This is a genomic window from Paenibacillus xanthanilyticus (assembly GCF_042682185.1).
GTDB lineage: Bacteria > Bacillota > Bacilli > Paenibacillales > Paenibacillaceae > Paenibacillus_Z > Paenibacillus_Z xanthanilyticus.
In genome coordinates, this window is the sequence record NZ_JBHUHA010000001.1 from 39,577 (window position 1) to 57,847 (window position 18,271).

Sequence of the window (18,271 nt, forward strand, 5' to 3'; positions counted from 1 at the left end):
TCGCGCTGCCTTTTGCCTTTCTTCTCCAACTAATTTTTCGCCTAAACGCGCAAACGGCAGCGGCCGAGGGGCTTCTCATGCACCCGCCAACCGCTGCCGTACGTTCCGACGTATTATATTAGGCGATAGTCGTCGGTCTTCTCGCCGTCTTCCCAAATTTCCACGAACAGCGCATCCGCGCCTTCCGCGTCCTCGAGCGTCATGGCAAGCGCCCGCTCTTCGTCGCTCCCTACATACACGTTCTCCATGCCGTCTTCCGTGAAGGCGAGCACCACATAAATTTTCATCCTTTACCCTCCTGCTGTAAGCGATGCGAGCATTATATCACTTATTTCATCAAGCCGGAACGAAGAACGTCGTCATAAAAGTCTGTGAATTCAGAAAAATTAAGCTGCTGAGCGGCATCGGACAGCGCGATCGCCGGGTTCGGGTGCACTTCGACCATGACGCCGTCGGCTCCTGCGGCCAGCGCGGCTTTGGCGCACGGGGCCAAAATATCTTTGCGTCCGGTAGAGTGCGTCACGTCGACCAGCACGGGCAGATGGCTTTCCTGTTTCAATATCGGCACGGCGGAAATATCGAGCGTATTGCGGGTTGCCTTCTCGTAGGTGCGGATGCCGCGTTCGATGAGCATGACCTGCGTATTGCCGCGCGAGACGATATATTCCGCCGCATGCAGGAATTCGTCGATGGTCGCGGCCAGTCCGCGTTTGAGCAGGATCGGCTTGCGAACGTCGCCGGCCGCCTTCAGCAGCTCGAAATTCTGCATGTTGCGCGCGCCGATTTGGATGACGTCGATGTAATCGCAGGCGAGCTCGATATGGGCGGGATCGACGATCTCGCTTATCGTCTGGAGGCCGAATTCGTCCGCAACCTCCTTCAGGATCCGCAGCCCTTCCAAGCCGAGTCCTTGGAAATCGTACGGCGACGTACGCGGTTTGAAGGCGCCGCCCCGCATGACTGTGATGCCGGAAGCCTTCAGGTGTGCGGCGACCTCTCGGACCTGCTCGTAGCTCTCGATCGAGCAAGGGCCGGCGATCATCACGGGTTTGCCGCCGCCGACCTCGACCTCGCCGAGCGCGACGACCGTGTTGCGTTCCTGACGCTTACGGCTGACGAGCAGGTGTTTGCCATGATCCTCCTGCTGGATTTTGAGCGAGGCTTGAAAAATCTGCTTGAACAGATGGCGGATCGTATCGTCGTCGAACGGTCCTTTATTCTGGGCGACCAATTCCTTCAGCATCCGCTGCTCGCGCACCGGATCGAATTTGGGCACGCCCTGTCTTTCTTTCTCGGCCCCGATCTCCAACGCGATCTCCGCGCGCTCGCTCAGCATCGTCAGCAGCGCTTGATTGACGCCGTCCAATTGGCGGCGCAGTTTCTCCAGTCGTGTCTCACTCATCTTGCTTCTCTCCTTATGCGTATAAAATAAAAAAGACCTCTCCTCCGCAAGGGACGAGAAGTCGTGGTACCACCCTAATTAGCAGCCCGGGTCCTGTATCTGAATCAGGCGGGGATGCTCACTCAAACCCTTTAACGCAGGGAATACGGACAGTCCTACTGATAACGCGTACGAGACGCCACGCGTACGTTCAGGTGCCGGCTTCGGAGTGAACTTCGGCAGGCGATTTCGCTCGGACGCTCTCAGTCGGCGGCGTTCCGTCCCTGTCTTGCGAAATGAGGCCTGCTTACTCTCTCCATCATCGCCTTTGCGAAGATGTGCAGCAAGTTAAGATGGATTCTATACCATGCGTCAGAAGGGATGCAAGTTCGCGATTTAACGCTAAATTGCTGTATTGTGTTAAAGCGGGCGGAGGGAGCGGGCATAGGCGGCCGGATGTTTGCCCTGCAGGAGCAAGATGAGATTCGGGGAACGTTTCGATCGGAATGGCCTGGAGCCACGCTCGTCTTCCAAGCTTCGGCACGTTATGTTCTCGCGTGAATTCGGCTCGTTAACGCTTCGGCGCAGCTTCGAGAGTTCTGCAACTTGCTGAAAAGTTTGTATCAAAATAATACAAACAATTCCGCATATGTACAGACGCCGGACAAAAAAATGAAAGCGGATTCCATTTCGGTTGAGGCTGCATCGGAAACGATGATCGCATGATGCGATTAATCGGGGTTGGAAATATACGATTTTGTTATTAGGGGCTATGGGCAGGTCTCCATAAAAGGACGGATAGTCGTTGAAAATCAAGGGTCATTCGGTTTTCATCCGAAAGTGCGGAGTCATTGCGCATGTGCTATTTCGCTTTAACGCAAGAGCGGAAATCCGACCCGTAAACGCGATTTAAAATGACGAAACTCCGCTGTCATCATCCCTATACGCGCCTGTAACGAAAATGTAATCTTGTCCTCGCCAAGAAGCAACAAAAAATGCAAATCAAAGCTGATATACTGAAGCTACGCTTAGGGAGCTAGGCGATAACGGGAGGGATTGTACATGAGCGAATTCGAACAAGAAGAAGTCGTCGCGTCCGAAGTCGAAGCAGCGGAAGAGGAAACTGCAGCGGCCGAGGAAGAAGTCGCGGTAGAAGAAGCGGCCGAAGAGTCGGCTGAAGAATCGGAAGAATCGGAAGCCGAGGAAGCGGCCGACGAGGAAGAAGCATCCGGGGACGAAAGCGCGTAAGCGGATTCAGAGGCGTCAGCGGAGGATGAGGTTGCAGCTTCGGAGGAATCGGAGGAGGCAGCCGACGAGGCTGCCGAGGAAGAGGAAGCGGCCGACTAATCTTCGTTCGGCTCTATCTTCTCCCAACTGAAACATGAACGATCGAAGAGAGGCGTTCCGCTTGCGCGGGAGTCTCTCTTTTTGCGCGGCAGGATGGCTTGTCCGACGAAGGCGTACGTCCGGAGACGGGGCGGAGATGGTCCTCGGGACGGTTCAACCGCTTCCTAATTTTGGTTACCATGTAAGGGGTAATCGAAAGAGGAAACGGAGGAAATCACATGCGTTTGTGGGAAGGTGTGCTGCTTGCGTCGAATTTGGCGCTTGTCATTCTGCTGCTAATTGGCCGACCATCGAATACGAAGCGGAGAACGATGTGGATTGCCGCCGGATTGAGCGTAGGCGCGCTGGCGGTCCATTTGACGATGGAAGGGTACAGGTTCCAATTGTTCGCCTCCTATCTTGCGGCCGTCCTGCTGCTGGCTGCGTGGGGAGCAAGCCGCAATCGGGATTCGAAGGGCAGGCGGGTGTTCGCGAAGACGGTCGCCATCTGCTCGCTGCCGCTGTTGCTGCTCTCCGGCGCCGCCGCGCAGCTGATACCCGTCTTCCAGCTGCCCGGGCTGCCCGGGCCTTATGCGGTAGGCACCGAGATTGTGCACGCGGTGGATGCCAGCCGGGAAGATCTGCTGGCAAGTCAGCCGGGGACGAAGCGGGAGCTCATCATCCAAGTCTGGTACCCGGCAGACGATTCGGCCAAAGGAAAGCGTATGCCGTTCATTCCAGACGGCCGCCAACAGCTCGCGGCGTTCGCGGATCGAATGAATTTGCCGCAGGTGACGCTGGACTATCTTCGGTACGTGAAGAGTCGTTCATACGAGGGAGCGGCAGTCCGCCGGGAGGTAGCCGGCTACCCGCTGCTAATCCTGAACCACGGGTACGGCACGACGAGACTGCTGCACGTCGAGCAGGCGGAGTCGTTGGCCAGCCGCGGCTATGTCGTGGCGTCGATCGATCATACGTACGGCAATATGGCGACGGTATTCCCCGACGACCGCGTCGCGGAATATCGGATCGATACCGATCGGTTCGACGAGTCGGCCGCCTATCGTGATCAGATCGGGAAGGAATGGGCCAACGACATTCTGTTCACGCTGGCGTACATGGAGCAGCTAAGCGCGGGCGAGGGTCCGAATCGGAATTTCGCGGGCGTCATCGATACGACGCGGGTGGGCGTGCTCGGACATTCGTTCGGCGGCGCGGCTTCTTACCTCGCGAGCGCGGACGATCGCATCAAAGCGGGGATCGACATGGACGGCACGTTGGTCGGCTTCGAAGGAGGGGAAGCGCTGAACAAGCCGTTCATGTGGCTCAGCACACTCTCGACTTTCGAGATGTACAAAAAGGTGCTGCGGTTAGACGAGAGCTCGGGTGCCAAGCTGGATGGCTTCGGTTCGACGCCGGAGAAATACGAGGCCATGGTAAAGCTCGCGAAGGCGGAGCTTAAGCATATTCGCGAGCTTATGGAACGCAAGGGCGAAATGCTGGTCGCAGAGGGCGCGGAGCATTACAATTTCACGGACGCGCCCCGCTTGTCGCCGCTGCTTCCGAAGACCGGCATGACGGGCGGCATGAAGGCCGATCGGTCGGCCCGGCTGATCAACGACGTCGTGGCCGATTTCTTCGACCGCCATTTGAAGGGCGAGCCGGCCGAAGCGAAATTGCTTCAGACCTACCCGGAGCTGGAGGATGTCAAATCGCAATTTCTATCCGAATCTCGCGGGCTGGAGTAGTTGAGGTGGGTCTCTAACGCGCGGCCGTAGGGCTCCCGGGGAGCATGGCGATGAATTCACGCAGCGCGCTGCTGACGAACGAATCCTTGCGCGTAATAAAGTGGGTCGTCATGCGGCCGTACAGTTCCGGCAACGGATAGGCGCGAAGCGTCCCTTCTTCGATCTGCTTGCGGATGACGGCAAGAGGCATGAGCGAGATGCCAAGTCCTGCGGTGACGCCGCCTAGTATAGCGTCCAGCGTGCCGAATTCCATCGTAACCGGGTTCGCGAGTCCCTTTGATCTGACCCAAGCTTGAAGCACGTCGCGATAGGAGCAACCGGCGGTAAAGACAAGGATCGGCCTGGCGAGCGCCGCTTCCAGATCGGGCATGGACGGTGGCGTGACGACGACGAGCTCCTCTTCGAACGTCGGCATGCCTGCAAGCTCCGGATGATCGACGCCGCTGCCGATGAACGCGCCGTCCAGCTCGTAACGAAGCACTTGATCGATGAGGAATTGGGTATGACCGGTCGCGATGGACAGCGATACGCTCGGATAGCGGCCATAGTAAGCGGTTAGTAGACTCGGGAGTCTGACCGCGGCGGCGGTCTGCGTCGACCCGATCCGCAGCGAGCCGCCGGGTTCATCGGATGCGGACAACGCGAGCGCGGCTTCATCCAGGAGACCGACGATCTTATCGGCGTATTGCAGCAGCAGCTTGCCGCTGCCCGACAAGTCCATGCCCCGGTTGTGCCGGGTGAACAACGTGGTGCCCAGTTCGATCTCCAGATGGCGGATGCGCGCGGTAATATTGGACTGGACATAGCCGAGCGTCCGAGCGGCCTTCGTGACGGAGCCTTCGCGTGCTACGGCCTGAAAGATGCGCAAATCGCCGCTTTCCATGGCAGAGCCCTCCTTACTTATTCAGGTATCACTGCGAATGATGGCTGTTATCGTTACCCTTCATTATACAGAAATGCAAGCCTCCGATACAATGAGACCACGACGACAACCTGGAGGTTTTGCGTATGATGCGACTGAATTACACGTTGCTGGTTTTGATGACGACGTTCTTGATGGGCATCGCGTTCCCGATCGGGAAGATGGGGCTGGACTATGCGCCGCCGTTCCTGCTGATGGGCGTTCGGTACATGCTGGCCGGCGGTATGCTTGCCATCGGCATGGTTGGGCGGGCACCCTTGCCAAGAGGCATCGAGTGGCTGCGAGTGGCTGCGATCGGCTTCTTGCAGACATGTGCGGTGATGGGCTGCGCTTACTATAGCATGCATTGGATTAGCGCCGCCGAATCTTCGATCTTGACATTCACGAACCCGCTCTTCGTTATCGTGCTCGGGACGCTGCTCTACGGCGCGCGTTACCGGCCGCGCCAATGGTTCGGCGTCATGGTCGGCTTTACCGGTGTGGCGATTGCTTTCGGGGCCCGGCTCGGCTTTGGTCCCGGGACGGCGGTCGGCCTATGCGGCGGACTGCTGTTCGCATGCTCGACGCTGCTGATCAAACGTTGGGGCGGCCGCTTCAACGTCTACGTGCTCGTGGCGTACCAAATGCTGCTCGGCGGGATCGGCCTGCTGCTCTTAAGCTTGTTCACCGAACGGATGACGTTCGCGTTATCCGGCCGTTCCGTGGCTATCGTCGCGTGCCTGGTCGTCTTCTGTTCCATCCTTCAGCTGACCCTCTGGTTTCGGCTGCTCCAGACGGGCGATCCGGCGAAGACGAGCGCATTTTTGTTTCTGGTCCCGCTCTTCGGCGTGTTGAGCAGCTGGCTGCTGCTCGGCGAACCGCTGACCTGGCATGCGGCTGTCGGGGGCATATGTACCGGCGCGGGCATTTTTCTCGTCAATTGGGAAGGGACTCGGCGCATGGAAAAATCGGTTGCCGTTACCTGAATATGGGTGTACACTGAAGGAAATCAAAGGCGCATGCGACTGGCGTAAACATGGAGAACCATGGGGGAGCATGCCGCTTATCAGCCGTACGCCTGGGCGAAGTATTTGATCTTGCGGTCAAATGCTTTTTTATTTTCTACGGAGGGCGGATAGATACGGATGAAAATGGCTTTTGTATTGTTTGACGGCATGACGACGCTGGATTTCTCGGGATTCTTCGACGCCATGACGCAGCTGAACCGGGTGCCGGGGACGGGAGGCGTGTCATGGCGATTCTGCGCGTTGACCGAACGGATCGTGGACGACCGGGGGCTTGCGATGCAGGCGTCCGCCGTGGCGGAGGATCTGTCGGACTTCGACCTGGTCTTCGTGCCGGGCGGTATGGCGACCAGGCAGCTGCGCCATGACGAGACGTTCCTCGCTTGGCTGCGCACCGCGGATGGCGTTCCGTGGAAAGTGTCCGTCTGCACCGGAGCGCTGCTCATAGGAGCGGCGGGCTGGCTGAGCGGCAAAAGGGCGACGACGAACAAGTCGGCATACGAGCTGCTCGCGCCTTATTGCGGAGAGGTCGTGCGTGAACGGTATGTGCGGGACGGTCATGTCTTCACGGGCGGCGGCGTATCGGCTTCGATCGATCTGGGCTTGTTCGTCGCGGAGTCGCTGTATGGCACCGCGGCGGCGAGGGAAGTCGGACGCATGATGGATTATCCGTATTATCGCTTTAAGGAAGATGGACCAAGGTCCTAACAGAGGTCGGATGACCGGAGCTATGGCGGACGTCATTCATGGGGCGAGCGAATGGCGAACGAGACGAGAATCGTATTTAAGACGGCGGACATCCATTTAAAAAGGGAGCATGAGGATGAGTAAAGTTAGAGACGGAATTCTAGGGTTATGCGTCGGCGACGCGCTCGGCGTACCCGTCGAGTTCAGATCCCGCAAGGAACTGGAGGAATCGCCGCTTACGGACATGATCGGATACGGATCCCACAATCAGCCGGCGGGGACGTGGTCGGACGATAGCTCGCTGACGTTCGCGCTGATGCAGAGCGTGGCCGATTGCGGCGGCGTCGATTTGTACGACGTTGCGGACAATTTTACCGGCTGGTTGTATAAATTACGCTGGACGCCGCACGGCCGCGTATTCGATGTCGGCATTGCCACGGCCCGGGCGATCGAAAGGCTGAACGATGAGCTGATTCGCCCCGATCTGGCGGGCGGACGCAGCGAGAGCAGCAACGGCAACGGATCGCTCATGCGGATATTGCCGCTTGCTTATGTGCTGCAAGGTGCCGAGATGGAAGAGCGAATGACGGTAATTCGGCAGGTATCGTCGATCACGCACGGACATGACGTATCTGTAATCGGGTGTTCCCTTTACGTGGAGATCGCGATCGGTCTATTGGACGGGATGGCGCTGCACGATGCGATTGCAGGGGCCGTCGAGACCGTCAACGCCGCTTACGGCGAGAATCCCGAGCTTCGTCGATACGATCGCATCCTGCAAGGGGGGCTCCAGGACATCGCGCGCGAGGACATCCAATCTGGCGGGTATGTCGTGCATACGCTGGAAGCCGCTCTATGGTGTCTGCTGCATGCATCGTCTTACGAGGAAGCGGTGCTGGAGGCGATTAACCTAGGCGACGATACGGACACGACGGGCGCGGTTGCGGGCGGTCTGGCCGGCATCATCTACGGCGCCGCGTCAATACCGTCGCATTGGGTAGCGGGACTTGCGCGGCTCGCCGATATCGAAGCGCTGTGCGTTCGTTTCGAGGCGGCGTGCGGAGCGGCCGGTCAAGCCGACTAATTCATCCGCCTTGGGCCATGCTGTGCGGCCGACGGGAGGCGCCACGAGAAGGCGAAGAGATGGGAGGCGCGTGTTCCATGGAGCTGTACTTTCGAGACAATGTCTTCAATTCCGGTACGACCGCCATTATGAATGCGAATCAGGATCAGGTGGGCGAAGTCGATTTGCGGAGTACGTTCGGTTCGTCGCTGGAGGTGTTTGACGGCGCGGGGGGCTCGCTCTACAGCGGCGGGTTTCCGTTCTTCTCGGGCAAGTGGACCATCACGGGCGCCGATGGCGCGGAGCGCGGCAGGCTGCGCGGGCGCATGTCGTTCCTCTCGAAGAAATTCGAATACGAGGCGTACGGCAGAGGCATCTTCGATATCGAGGCGGGAGCCTTCTCCAGCGAGTATGAGATTCGCGACGGACAAGGGCAGCTGGCGGCGACGTTCGAGAAAGTGAGCGGCTGGTTTTCTTCGTCGGCCTACCGGCTGAGCTGCGAGATGACCGCCGTGGATGCCTTCGAATGGGTGGCCGTAATTCTCGGCTTGAACGAGATCCAGAAGCGGCAGCGAAGCTGAATGTGGAGCGGGTGGCAGCCGGGCGGCAAGACCTTCGCGGCGGCCCTCTAGTCGCCTTGCGCACGCGCAAATACAAGATGACGAATAGGCGTGAATCCTATTGCTCTTGTCGTAAAATAAAGCCTGGCTGCTCGCGCTTATTGGCGCCGGCAACCAGGCTTTATATGTGTGTCGGACTCGCTAGCTCGCCTTAGACTTGCAGGCTCAACTGCTTCTCCAACTCCTCGGTATCGAGCAGCACGGCCGATTTGTCCGGATAATTCTTCTCGATGTGGTGTTCGCCCCACGCGCACAGCGCGTCCAGGATCGGCTTGAGCGACCATCCGTACGGAGTCAGCGAATATTCAACCTTAGGCGGAACCTGATTATAGATTTCGCGGGTAATGACGCCGTCATCCTCCAGCTCCCGCAGCTGTTGAGTCAGCATTTTCTGGGTAATGCCGGGCATGAGCCGCTTCAGCTCGCCCGTGCGCCGAGTCCCTTTGGTCAGGTAGCACAATATAACGACCTTCCACTTGCCGCCGATCACCTCCAGCGACGCTTCGACCGGAATGTTGTATTTTATCATGACCGCACCTCCTCTTGCCTTCGGCGTTCCTTGCGGGAACGCGCGCGTTCGCGCCTCATGTACTGTTTGTTATTTTTGCACTTGCCGCCCAATTCGTCAAGCGATTCAGGGCTGGCAGCTGTTTCCGGGTCTGTGCGTATTTTGCTAGTGCGGCCGCTATGGGGATACAATGGTTAAAAAGGAAAGCAGGGGGCGGAGCGTAATGAAAGTGATCCTTACGGGCGCTACGGGCATGGTGGGCGAAGGCGTCTTGCACGAATGCTTGCGTCATCCGGACGTTCGGGAGGTGCTGTCGGTAGGACGGCGTCCCTGCGGCGTGCGGCATTCGAAGCTGATCGAGATCGTGCATGACGATTTGGAAGACTGGAGCCCGATCGCGGATCGGCTGCAGGCCTATGATGCGTGCTTCTTCTGCCTCGGCATCTCTTCGGTGGGCAAGAGCGAAGCGGAGTATGAACGGCTGACCTACCGGTTGACGATCGATGCCGCGAAGCTGCTCGCCGAACGCAACCCGGCGATGACGTTCTGCTATGTATCCGGCGCGGGAACGGATTCGACCGAGATCGGCAGGAGCATGTGGGCACGGGTGAAAGGGCGGACCGAGAACGCGCTGCTTCGCTTGCCGTTTCGCAGCGCGTACATGTTCCGGCCGGGTTATCTGCATCCGATTAAAGGATTAAACAACGCCCATCGCTATTATCGCTATATCGGCTGGCTGTATCCGCTGCTGCGAATCGTGCTTCCGCAAGGCGTCGGGACGCTGAGGGAGCTTGCGCTCGCCATGATCCGCGCCGCGAAGGACGGGTACGACAAATCGATTCTCGAGGTAAAGGATATTCGGCGGCTGGCGAAGTCAGCGGACGGAAAGCGCTTGGATGAATGATGCGGGATATCCGGCAGCCGCTTTGGGACGGATGCACGGCATAAGCAAGAGCGAATAGGGATGTCCTGCCGAGTTCATCGGCTCGGGGACGTCCCTTTCTTTCATTGCGCGCATTTACGGCCTATACGTGCCTTCGAGCAGCCTGGGGATGCGAGGCGTTCATCACGTCATCCATTTGGAAGGCAACCCGGAAGCGCAGACTGTCGGTCACCGAACGCAGTGATCGCCCGGTTAGCTGCTCGCATTTGTCCAGCCGGTAAATAACGGTGTTGCGGTGAACGAACAGCTGCTTCGCCGTATCCGCGATATTGCAATGGTTATCGAAATACGCCCGCAGCGTTCGAAGCAGCTCGAGCCGCTCTTTCTCCTCCAACTGGTTCAAGCGGCGAAACGTATCGAGCACGAACTCCGCAATATCGGCTTGCGGCAGCATGCGGAGCAGATCGTTCAACTCCTTCACGCGGTAAAATTGGACGAATCGGCGCATGTGGCCGCGCCTGCCGGCGTTCAGCGCCTCGACCGATTCCTGGTAAGCCCGCGGCAGCATGAGCGCCGTGTCGGCCGCGTTGCCGATGCCGAACGAGATCGATACCCCGCCTCTGGCGAAGACCTCATTCCCGATTCGCTTCAGCCGCCCGGATAATTCGTATTCTGCCTCCAGCGGATCTTGCCGCGGTCCTTCCGCCGAAGGGAGGAGCATGACCAGACCGTCATGCTTGACGAATAGAACGAAGGTAAGTCCTTCCGACTTCGCCTCGCGTTTCACCAGTTCATACAGCCGCTCCTTATCGACGTTCCCCGTCTTGGGGGCATCGCCGGACTGCGGCGGGTCCGGCGCAATGCTGATGCAGAGATGAGCGCAATCCCCCTTGAAGCCATATTTGCCTCCGCGATGCAGCATTTCCTGCTCGGAAGCGATTCGGCCGTCCACCACGTCGGCGAAGAAGTCGTACTTATACCGGCGCGACCGCTCTTTGACCGCTTGGCGCTTCATGAGCTCGAAGCTGATGACGTTCACCGCCTGCTCCGCCGTGAGCGAGGCCAGCGCATCCGATTCGTCATGCTCTAGGCCGCCGAGCGTAAGCAGGCAGCCATGCGGCTGATCGGTAACGATCGGGTGACAGACCCACCGCGAAGCCGTGTAGGGGAGGTCGATGACGACGGCTTTCGAGCCTGGCGCGAGCGATGGCAGGCGAGATTGCAGTTCAGCTGACGCGCGCGTATACGCTGCTTGTTGAAAATGCTTCGATTGCGCGATCGCCTCCGAATTGGCCGAGACGAGCAGCACCGGCGCGCCAAGCAGCTCTGCGAGAACATCGATCATATCCTGCAGCCCTTTACCCTCCAAGATAATGTCCGAAAATTTGCGGTGCCGCTCCAGCGCGCAGCGCATCTCCTCCGTCCGATATTCCAAAATCCGGCTCAGCATCTGATGCAGCGCCTCGGCGAGCGAGCAGTCCAGCGACAGCTCCAGGAGCGGAAAATGAAGCCGATCGGCTTCGGCTTTCGCCTCGGCCGGAATTTCGTCCAAATACCGCTTCGTCTTGATCCCAAGCCCCGCGCAGCCGAGCGCGGCCATCTCCTGCACCAGCTTAATCAGAATATCCGGCTGGTCCTTAATCGCGTAGGCGGTCGTCAGCAGCAGTTCGTGCGGCTTGAGATAGTCGAAGATATCCGGGGAATCCATCATATTGACGGACAGGACGGCGCGGTGCAGATCCCCGCCGCCCGCGACGACGCGGGTACTCTTCAACATGGGGATTTCCAGCAAATCAGACAACAACATGAAATTCGCCCCCCTCATGCAATTCGTCATGTTAGGTAATGTAGCATAATGGTCATGGAGATTAGCTAATATGGCTGAAAAACAAACCGATTTTAGTCTACTATAGCCAATGACAGGACGATAATCAATCCTATATGATGAGGGAAATCGAAATAATGTCAACTTATCTTACATAAAAGAGGCGATCGCAATGAGCCGTATTCTGATTGTGAACGGAGCCGTTCTGACGATGAACGAAGAACGAAAGGTCTATGACCCCGGTTATGTGTACATCGAGCAGGACCGCATCATCGGTGTAGGCGGCATGTCGGACGAACGGTTGGACGGATGGCGTTCCGGCGCCGAACGGACGATCGACGCGAAAGGCATGGCCGTCATTCCGGGGCTTGTCAACGGGCACACGCATCTGTTCCAGACGTTCCTGCGCGGCGTATCGGACGATTACAAGCTCTCGGATTGGCTGCGCCAGGTCATATGGCCGGGGTCGCTGGCGATGGAGCCGGAGGATTTCCATCTCGCCGCGCTGATCGGCTGCATCGAGAATCTGAAGTCCGGCGCGACGACGATCATGGACCATCATTACGTCCATACCGACGAGGCGAACACGGAAGGCGTGCTGCGGGCGATGGCGGAGACGGGCATCCGCGGCTACTTGGCCAGAGGCGGGGTCGATCTTAGCTACGAGCCCCGGCTGAAGGAAGCGGAGGCGGATATCTTCTCCCGTACCGACGCGCTGCTGGACCGCTGGAGCGGCGAGGCGTCCGGTCGCATCGAGATCGCGATGGGGCCGCTCAATCTGTACGGCTGCTCGCGGGGCTTCTTGGAGAAGGCGGCCCGCTTCAGCGAGGACCGCGGGCTCATCACCCACATTCACGTGGCGGAGACGAGCGACCAGATCGAGAACACGCTCAGCCGGTTCGGGCTGCGCAATTTGGAGCTGGTGGAGGCGGTAGGCATGCTGGGTCCTCGCACGCAGGTGGTGCACGGCATCTGGCTGAACGACGACGAGCTCGAACTGCTCGCCAAGAGCGGCGCTTCCGTCATCCATTGTCCCGTCTCCAACATGTATCTCGCTTCGGGCGTCGCCCGCGTGCCGGAGATGCTGAAGCGAGGCATTAACGTCGCGCTGGGCACGGACGGTCCGGGCAGCAACAATTGCCAGGATAATCTGGAGGTGCTTAAGTTCGCCGCCTGCCTGCACAAGGTCGAGCATCTCGATTCCACGCTGCTGCCCGCCATGGAAGTGCTGGAGATGGGCACGCGCGGCGGTGCCCGAGCGCTGGGGCGAGAGGCGGAGCTCGGGTCGCTCGCGCCGGGCATGAAAGCCGATCTTGCCATCGTGAATCTGCAGAAAGCGCACATCGCGCCGGTCCATCGTTATTCATCCGCGCTGGTGTACAACGCGAATGGCAATGACGTGCACGCCGTCCTCGTGAACGGGAGCCTGGTCGTCGAGAACGGCCGCTGCACGTGGGTCGACGAGGAGGAAATTATCCGGCGTGCCCAGCGCCGGGTCGACGAGCTGCGCGAGAAGCTGTCTAGCGCCTACGCCGTATTCGGCTCGAGGGACTAATCGCCGCTGAAGGGGGAACGGGAATGGTGAACAAAGAAGCTTCCGCCAAGGCGGTCGCCTGGACGGTCGAGGCGTTGTTCTTCGCGCTGACGATCGCGCTCGCCCTGCTTGCCGGCGCGCTGATCATGGCCGCGGCCGGCGTCTCGCCTTGGCAGGCCTATCAGTTGATCTGGCAGGGCGCGGCGGGCAGCGCCGGCAGCATCAAGGAGACGCTCGTGAAGGCGACGCCGCTGCTCTTCACCGGGCTCAGCTACAGCTTCGCTTATCGCTGCGGGCTGTTCAATATCGGAGCGGAGGGCCAGCTGTATCTCGGCGCCATGACAGGGGCGATGGCCGCGCTGCTGCTGCCGCCGCTGCCGATGCTCGTCCATCTCCCGCTCGCGCTGCTGTGCGGATTTATCGGGGGCGCCTTGTGGGGCGGCATCGTGGGCGCGCTGAAAGTCGGACGGGGCGCCAGCGAAATCATCAATACGATCATGCTCAACTATGCGGCGATATATCTCATTAGCTACGTCGTGACCAGCCCGCTGAAGGAAGCCGGCGGGAGCCTCCCGCAATCGGCGGCGCTGCCGGCAAGCGCGATTCTCCCGCAGCTGTTCGGCTCGAGGCTGCATTACGGATTTTTCCTTGCGATCGCGACGGCGATCGTGCTCTATTGGCTCCTGAACCGGACGACCTGGGGCTACGAGATTCGCTCGGCCGGCTTGAACCGCAGAGCCGCGGAGGTGATGGGCTTCCCGGTCAAGCGCAATATGCTGCTCGTGATGATGGTGAGCGGCGGTCTTGCCGGCTTGGGCGGCTATGTGGAAATCGCGGGCATTCAGCACCGGCTGATGCAGAACTTCTCGCCGGGCTTCGGTTACGACGGGATCGCGGTCGCGCTGCTCGGCGGCGCGCATCCGATCGGCAACATCGGGTCGGCGCTGCTCTTCGGCGGCATGCGCAGCGGCGCGAACGCGATGCAGCGGGTCACCGGGGCGTCCACGTCGCTCGTCTACGTCATTCAGGCGATCATGATCATGATGATGCTGTGCAACCGGTACTGGTTGGGCGGCTATAAGAAGGCGCTGGTCGCGAGGCTGACGCGCGGGCTTCGCAAGACGGGCGCGGCCGGCGCGAACGCGCGGCTCAATCTGACCGAATAGGAGGCGCGAAGACGTATGGGAGAAGAGATGTGGATCAGTTACGCGGCGGCGGCGATCCGGCTGTCGGTCCCGCTGCTGCTGGCGGCCCTCGGTATTCTGTTCATGTCGCGCAGCGGCATCTTGAACATCGGGATGGAAGGGATGATGCTGATCGGATCGCTTGCGGGGGTGCTCGGCGCGTTCTATAGCGGCAGCGTCTGGATGGGGCTGGCGACCGCCGCGATCGTCTGCAGCCTGTTCGGTCTGCTGTTCGGCTTTCTGGTCATCACGACGGGCGCCGATCAGGTCATTATCGGCACGGCCATGAATTTGCTCGGCCTCGGGCTCACGACCGTCTTCGGACGCAGTCTGCTCGGGATGGGGACTGAAGCGGTGCAGGTGAGCGGCTTCCCCGTCGTACGCATTCCGCTGCTCGTCGATCTGCCTTGGATAGGTCCGGTGCTATTCGAGCAGAACGCGATCACGTACGGCGCCTTCCTGCTTATCCCGCTAGCCGGCTTCCTCCTGTATCGGACGCCATGGGGATTGCAGGTGCGGTCGGTCGGAGAGAACCCGCTCGCCGCGGATACGCTCGGCGTGAAGGTGCACCGCGTCCGCTATGCCTGCTGCTCGATCGGCGGGATGCTGGCCGGGTTCGCCGGGAGCGCGCTGTCGCTCGGCATTTTGAACCAATTCACGGAGAATATGGCGGCCGGGCGCGGCTTCATCGCGCTATCCGCAGTCATCTTCGGCAGATGGACGCCGTCCGGCACGCTGGTCGGGTCGCTGCTGTTCGGCGGAGCGGATGCGCTTCAGATGCGTTTCCAGTCGCTTGGCATCGAGATTCCGTATCAGTTCATGCTCATGTTTCCGTATTTGCTCACGATGCTCGCGCTTGCTTGGTTCTCGGGTAAGTCGAGGCAGCCCGCGGCAACGGGGATTCCGTATAAAAGCGCGGCGAACCGAAACGCATAAACGACGCGGGAGAGAGGAGGCGGTTCAATCGTATGGAGAAGGCCATCAATGCGACTGACGGTGCGTCCGGCACGACGAAGGCGAATGTGCCCATCATGGAGACGCGCGGGCTCGTGAAGCGGTTCGGCTCCTTCATCGCCAACGACGGCTTGAATCTGACCATTCGCAAAGGCGAGATTCATGCCATTCTCGGCGAGAACGGCGCCGGCAAGAGCACGCTGATGAATATGCTGTCCGGATTGCTCGCGCCGGATGAAGGAGAGATCTACTACAACGGGAGCCAGGTATCGTTCACGTCGCCGCGCTCGGCGATGGAGATCGGCATCGGCATGGTCCACCAGCATTTCATGCTGGTCCCCGCATTGACCGTGGCCGAGAACGTCGTGCTCGGCATCAAACAGCGTTCCCCTTGGTTTCGGCTGTCCGCTGCCTGCGCGGAGATCGAGCGGCTGTCGGCGAGCTTTGGCCTTGACGTCGATCCCCGTAAGCGAGTCGCCGACCTGTCCGTTGGCCAGCAGCAGCGGGTCGAGATCATGAAGACGCTGTACCGCGGCGCGGATTTCATCATTATGGACGAACCGACGGCGGTGCTGACGCCGCCCGAGGTGCAGGATCTGTTCCGCGTGCTCCGCGCGCTCCGGGAGCAGGGGAAGACGATCGTCTTCATCAGTCACAAGCTGCAGGAAGTGAAGGCGATCTGCGACCGGGTCACGGTGCTGCGGCTGGGCAAGCATATCGCCTCCATGCCGATGGAGGGCACGAGCCCGTCGGAATTGGCGAGGCTGATGGTCGGGCGGGATATTCAACCGCCGGCTGTGCGCCAGCCGCCGGGGGACGGGGCGAAGCTGCTGGAGACTGCCAATCTGTCCGCTTGGCACGGCGGCATACAGGTCATCCGCGACGTGACGTTCGACCTGCGGGAAGGCGAGATTCTCGGGATTGCAGGGGTGGACGGCAATGGCCAGCGGGAGCTGTGCGAGGCGCTGATGGGTCTTGGCACGAAGCATGCCGGCTCGATCACCGTCCGCGGACGGTCAATCGAACAGCCGAGTCCGATCGCCATGATCGCAAGCGGGGTCGGCTATATTCCGGAAGATCGTCATCGCGAAGGCTTGATGCTGCCGATGAGCATCGGCGAGAATTTGATCGCCAAGCAATACCGGCAGTCACCGTTCAGCCGGTACCGGATGCTTAGCCGCAGGGCGATCCGCGATGCCGCGATGCGGGCGGTGCAGGCGTTCGATATCCGGACGCCGGCCGTCGATCACCCCGCCGGCAAGCTGTCGGGCGGGAACCAGCAGAAGGTCGTACTCGCCCGGGAGCTGATGCTTCGGCCGGATATTCTGCTGGCGATGCAGCCGACGCGCGGGATGGACGTCGGCGCCGCCGAATACGTGCATCGCCGTCTGTTGGAAGAACGCGAACGCGGATGCGGCATATTGCTCATCTCGACGGAGCTTGAAGAGATTCTGGCGCTGTCGGACCGGGTCGCCGTCATGTACAAGGGGCGCATGCTCGACATTATTGACCGGCGCCACGCCGATGCCGAGCAGATCGGCCTGCGGATGGCCGGACTTTAATCCAATACACTACAGGGGGAATTCAGGATGAAGAAGAAGACGAGCAAGTCGATGAGATCGGGATTGTGGCTTGCGGCGCTCATGATGCTGGCGGTCGCGCTCTCCGCCTGCGGCGGGAACGCAAAAGAAACCGCGGGCGGCGCTTCGGACAACGGCGCGGGCGAGAGCGGCTTCAAGGTCGCGCTGTTGACGCCGGGACCGGTGAACGACAGCGGCTGGAACGCCATCGCTTACAACGGTCTGATGAAGATCAAGGACGAGCTCGGCGCGAAGACGCAATATTCGGAGAAGGTGACGCAGTCGGATATGAACGAATTCATCCGCGGCTATGCGACGGATGGCTATAACGTCATCATCGGCCATGGCTTTGAATTCGCGGATCCGATGATGGCCGTCGCCAAAGATTTTCCGGATACGTGGTTTCTCGTGACGAGCGCCAGCGTCAGCCAAAGCCCGAATGTTGCGTCGATCAGCATCAACAACCGCGAGCAGGGCTACCTCATGGGGACGGTCGCTGCGCTGATGTCGGAGACGGGCACGGTGGCGGCGATCGGAGGCACGGAGATTCCCCCGATCACCAACTCGGTGAAGGGCTTCGAGGAAGGCGCGAAGGCCGCGGTGCCGGACATCGAGGTGCTCACGACGATGACCGGATCTAATGACGACATCGCCAAAGCGAAAGAAACGGCGATCTCGCTCATCGAGAAAGGCGCGGACGTCGTCATGACCAACGCCAACCAAGCCGGCTCGGGCGGTATCGAGGCGGCCAAGCAGAAGGGCATGCTGGCCATCGGCTCGAACCAGGATCAGAATCCGAACGCGCCGGACACCGTCGTCACGAGCGTCATCCAGGATTATCCGAAGGCGATGTCCGTCGTGGTGAAGAGCATCATGGATGGGGCGATGAAGCCCGAAGCGCAGACGCTCGGCGTCAAGGAGGGCGCGGTCTACCTCGCGCCGTATCACGGCTTTGACGCGAAGATGGCCCAAGAGGTGAAGGACAAGATCGCGGCGACCGTGAAGGCGCTCGAGGACGGTACGCTAACGATGAAGAACGAATAGCCGGCGAG

The 18,271-nt window shown here is 60.0% G+C and carries 17 protein-coding genes and 1 riboswitch; of the genes, 12 read left to right on the forward strand and 5 right to left on the reverse strand.

The genetic code is table 11. The features are described from left to right. Positions 1 to 113: 113 nt before the first annotated feature. Together ACFSKT_RS00225 and ACFSKT_RS00230 are read right to left on the reverse strand one after the other, a co-directional pair. The gene (locus tag ACFSKT_RS00225; RefSeq protein ID WP_377719792.1) at positions 114 to 287 is read right to left on the reverse strand and encodes a hypothetical protein; all 174 of its coding nucleotides are present in this window, start codon (positions 285 to 287) and stop codon (positions 114 to 116) included. Positions 288 to 328: 41 nt separating this feature from the next. Continuing rightward, positions 329 to 1,402 carry a bifunctional 3-deoxy-7-phosphoheptulonate synthase/chorismate mutase gene (locus ACFSKT_RS00230; RefSeq protein WP_377719793.1) on the reverse strand — a complete coding sequence of 358 codons (1,074 nt, stop codon included), beginning with the start codon at positions 1,400 to 1,402 and terminating at the stop codon, positions 329 to 331. A gap of 1,041 nt (positions 1,403 to 2,443) precedes the next feature. Between ACFSKT_RS00230 and ACFSKT_RS00235 the strand changes: the two genes are divergently transcribed. Together ACFSKT_RS00235 and ACFSKT_RS00240 are read left to right on the forward strand one after the other, a co-directional pair. Next, a complete protein-coding gene (locus ACFSKT_RS00235) occupies positions 2,444 to 2,629 on the forward strand; it encodes a hypothetical protein (RefSeq protein ID WP_377719794.1) in 186 nt (61 codons plus the stop codon). A 317-nt stretch (positions 2,630 to 2,946) separates the two neighbouring features. Further along, entirely contained in the window at positions 2,947 to 4,455 is a 1,509-nt protein-coding gene (locus ACFSKT_RS00240) for an alpha/beta hydrolase family protein (protein WP_377719795.1), read from the forward strand. Positions 4,456 to 4,468: 13 nt separating this feature from the next. Here the strand turns inward: ACFSKT_RS00240 and ACFSKT_RS00245 are convergent, their stop codons facing one another. Next, positions 4,469 to 5,338 carry a LysR family transcriptional regulator gene (locus ACFSKT_RS00245; RefSeq protein WP_377719796.1) on the reverse strand — a complete coding sequence of 290 codons (870 nt, stop codon included), beginning with the start codon at positions 5,336 to 5,338 and terminating at the stop codon, positions 4,469 to 4,471. Between the two features lie 125 nt (positions 5,339 to 5,463). Between ACFSKT_RS00245 and ACFSKT_RS00250 the strand changes: the two genes are divergently transcribed. The 4 genes from ACFSKT_RS00250 (at position 5,464) to ACFSKT_RS00265 (ending at position 8,712) form a co-directional block, all read left to right on the forward strand. Beyond that, on the forward strand, positions 5,464 to 6,342 hold the full coding sequence (locus tag ACFSKT_RS00250; protein WP_377719797.1) for a DMT family transporter: 879 nt from the start codon (positions 5,464 to 5,466) through the stop codon (positions 6,340 to 6,342). 25 nt (positions 6,343 to 6,367) lie between these two features. Then, a riboswitch (ZMP/ZTP riboswitch) is annotated at positions 6,368 to 6,447 on the forward strand. 54 nt (positions 6,448 to 6,501) lie between these two features. Continuing rightward, positions 6,502 to 7,089, forward strand: coding sequence for a DJ-1/PfpI family protein (locus ACFSKT_RS00255; protein ID WP_377719798.1), 588 nt, complete (start codon positions 6,502 to 6,504; stop codon positions 7,087 to 7,089). A 115-nt stretch (positions 7,090 to 7,204) separates the two neighbouring features. Next, positions 7,205 to 8,152, forward strand: coding sequence for an ADP-ribosylglycohydrolase family protein (locus ACFSKT_RS00260; protein WP_377719799.1), 948 nt, complete (start codon positions 7,205 to 7,207; stop codon positions 8,150 to 8,152). 77 nt (positions 8,153 to 8,229) lie between these two features. Next, positions 8,230 to 8,712, forward strand: a complete 483-nt coding sequence (locus ACFSKT_RS00265) for an LURP-one-related family protein (RefSeq protein ID WP_377719800.1) — start codon at positions 8,230 to 8,232, stop codon at positions 8,710 to 8,712. A gap of 190 nt (positions 8,713 to 8,902) precedes the next feature. On the opposite strand, the gene ACFSKT_RS00270 is transcribed toward ACFSKT_RS00265, so the two are convergent. Further along, the gene (locus ACFSKT_RS00270; RefSeq protein WP_377719801.1) at positions 8,903 to 9,280 is read right to left on the reverse strand and encodes a winged helix-turn-helix transcriptional regulator; all 378 of its coding nucleotides are present in this window, start codon (positions 9,278 to 9,280) and stop codon (positions 8,903 to 8,905) included. A gap of 202 nt (positions 9,281 to 9,482) precedes the next feature. Here ACFSKT_RS00270 and ACFSKT_RS00275 point away from each other — a divergent pair, with 202 nt between their 5' ends. Beyond that, positions 9,483 to 10,163, forward strand: coding sequence for an NAD-dependent epimerase/dehydratase family protein (locus ACFSKT_RS00275; RefSeq protein ID WP_377719802.1), 681 nt, complete (start codon positions 9,483 to 9,485; stop codon positions 10,161 to 10,163). A gap of 121 nt (positions 10,164 to 10,284) precedes the next feature. Here the strand turns inward: ACFSKT_RS00275 and ACFSKT_RS00280 are convergent, their stop codons facing one another. Next, positions 10,285 to 11,949: a PucR family transcriptional regulator gene (locus ACFSKT_RS00280; protein WP_377719803.1), complete on the reverse strand. Its 1,665-nt coding sequence runs from the start codon at positions 11,947 to 11,949 to the stop codon at positions 10,285 to 10,287. A gap of 190 nt (positions 11,950 to 12,139) precedes the next feature. Here ACFSKT_RS00280 and ACFSKT_RS00285 point away from each other — a divergent pair, with 190 nt between their 5' ends. Genes ACFSKT_RS00285 through ACFSKT_RS00305 form a run of 5 tightly spaced genes read left to right on the forward strand, consistent with a single transcriptional unit; the run spans position 12,140 to position 18,263 of the window. Next, on the forward strand, positions 12,140 to 13,522 hold the full coding sequence (locus ACFSKT_RS00285; RefSeq protein ID WP_377719804.1) for an amidohydrolase family protein: 1,383 nt from the start codon (positions 12,140 to 12,142) through the stop codon (positions 13,520 to 13,522). A gap of 23 nt (positions 13,523 to 13,545) precedes the next feature. Beyond that, the gene (locus ACFSKT_RS00290) at positions 13,546 to 14,667 is read left to right on the forward strand and encodes an ABC transporter permease (protein WP_377719805.1); all 1,122 of its coding nucleotides are present in this window, start codon (positions 13,546 to 13,548) and stop codon (positions 14,665 to 14,667) included. Positions 14,668 to 14,682: 15 nt separating this feature from the next. Further along, a complete protein-coding gene (locus tag ACFSKT_RS00295; protein ID WP_377719806.1) occupies positions 14,683 to 15,621 on the forward strand; it encodes an ABC transporter permease in 939 nt (312 codons plus the stop codon). A gap of 32 nt (positions 15,622 to 15,653) precedes the next feature. Next, the gene (locus ACFSKT_RS00300; protein WP_377719807.1) at positions 15,654 to 17,201 is read left to right on the forward strand and encodes an ABC transporter ATP-binding protein; all 1,548 of its coding nucleotides are present in this window, start codon (positions 15,654 to 15,656) and stop codon (positions 17,199 to 17,201) included. Positions 17,202 to 17,228: 27 nt separating this feature from the next. Next, a complete protein-coding gene (locus ACFSKT_RS00305; RefSeq protein WP_377719808.1) occupies positions 17,229 to 18,263 on the forward strand; it encodes a BMP family protein in 1,035 nt (344 codons plus the stop codon). Positions 18,264 to 18,271: the final 8 nt, after the last annotated feature.

Bases quoted from the DNA above. Each gene is read 5' to 3' on its own strand.
- ACFSKT_RS00225 (WP_377719792.1), bottom strand. From the start codon at position 287: ATGAAAATTTATGTGGTGCTCGCCTTCACGGAAGACGGCATGGAGAAC.
- ACFSKT_RS00230 (WP_377719793.1), bottom strand. From the start codon at position 1,402: ATGAGTGAGACACGACTGGAGAAACTGCGCCGCCAATTGGACGGCGTC.
- ACFSKT_RS00235 (WP_377719794.1), top strand. From the start codon at position 2,444: ATGAGCGAATTCGAACAAGAAGAAGTCGTCGCGTCCGAAGTCGAAGCA.
- ACFSKT_RS00240 (WP_377719795.1), top strand. From the start codon at position 2,947: ATGCGTTTGTGGGAAGGTGTGCTGCTTGCGTCGAATTTGGCGCTTGTC.
- ACFSKT_RS00245 (WP_377719796.1), bottom strand. From the start codon at position 5,338: ATGGAAAGCGGCGATTTGCGCATCTTTCAGGCCGTAGCACGCGAAGGC.
- ACFSKT_RS00250 (WP_377719797.1), top strand. From the start codon at position 5,464: ATGATGCGACTGAATTACACGTTGCTGGTTTTGATGACGACGTTCTTG.
- ACFSKT_RS00255 (WP_377719798.1), top strand. From the start codon at position 6,502: ATGAAAATGGCTTTTGTATTGTTTGACGGCATGACGACGCTGGATTTC.
- ACFSKT_RS00260 (WP_377719799.1), top strand. From the start codon at position 7,205: ATGAGTAAAGTTAGAGACGGAATTCTAGGGTTATGCGTCGGCGACGCG.
- ACFSKT_RS00265 (WP_377719800.1), top strand. From the start codon at position 8,230: ATGGAGCTGTACTTTCGAGACAATGTCTTCAATTCCGGTACGACCGCC.
- ACFSKT_RS00270 (WP_377719801.1), bottom strand. From the start codon at position 9,280: ATGATAAAATACAACATTCCGGTCGAAGCGTCGCTGGAGGTGATCGGC.
- ACFSKT_RS00275 (WP_377719802.1), top strand. From the start codon at position 9,483: ATGAAAGTGATCCTTACGGGCGCTACGGGCATGGTGGGCGAAGGCGTC.
- ACFSKT_RS00280 (WP_377719803.1), bottom strand. From the start codon at position 11,949: ATGTTGTTGTCTGATTTGCTGGAAATCCCCATGTTGAAGAGTACCCGC.
- ACFSKT_RS00285 (WP_377719804.1), top strand. From the start codon at position 12,140: ATGAGCCGTATTCTGATTGTGAACGGAGCCGTTCTGACGATGAACGAA.
- ACFSKT_RS00290 (WP_377719805.1), top strand. From the start codon at position 13,546: ATGGTGAACAAAGAAGCTTCCGCCAAGGCGGTCGCCTGGACGGTCGAG.
- ACFSKT_RS00295 (WP_377719806.1), top strand. From the start codon at position 14,683: ATGGGAGAAGAGATGTGGATCAGTTACGCGGCGGCGGCGATCCGGCTG.
- ACFSKT_RS00300 (WP_377719807.1), top strand. From the start codon at position 15,654: ATGGAGAAGGCCATCAATGCGACTGACGGTGCGTCCGGCACGACGAAG.
- ACFSKT_RS00305 (WP_377719808.1), top strand. From the start codon at position 17,229: ATGAAGAAGAAGACGAGCAAGTCGATGAGATCGGGATTGTGGCTTGCG.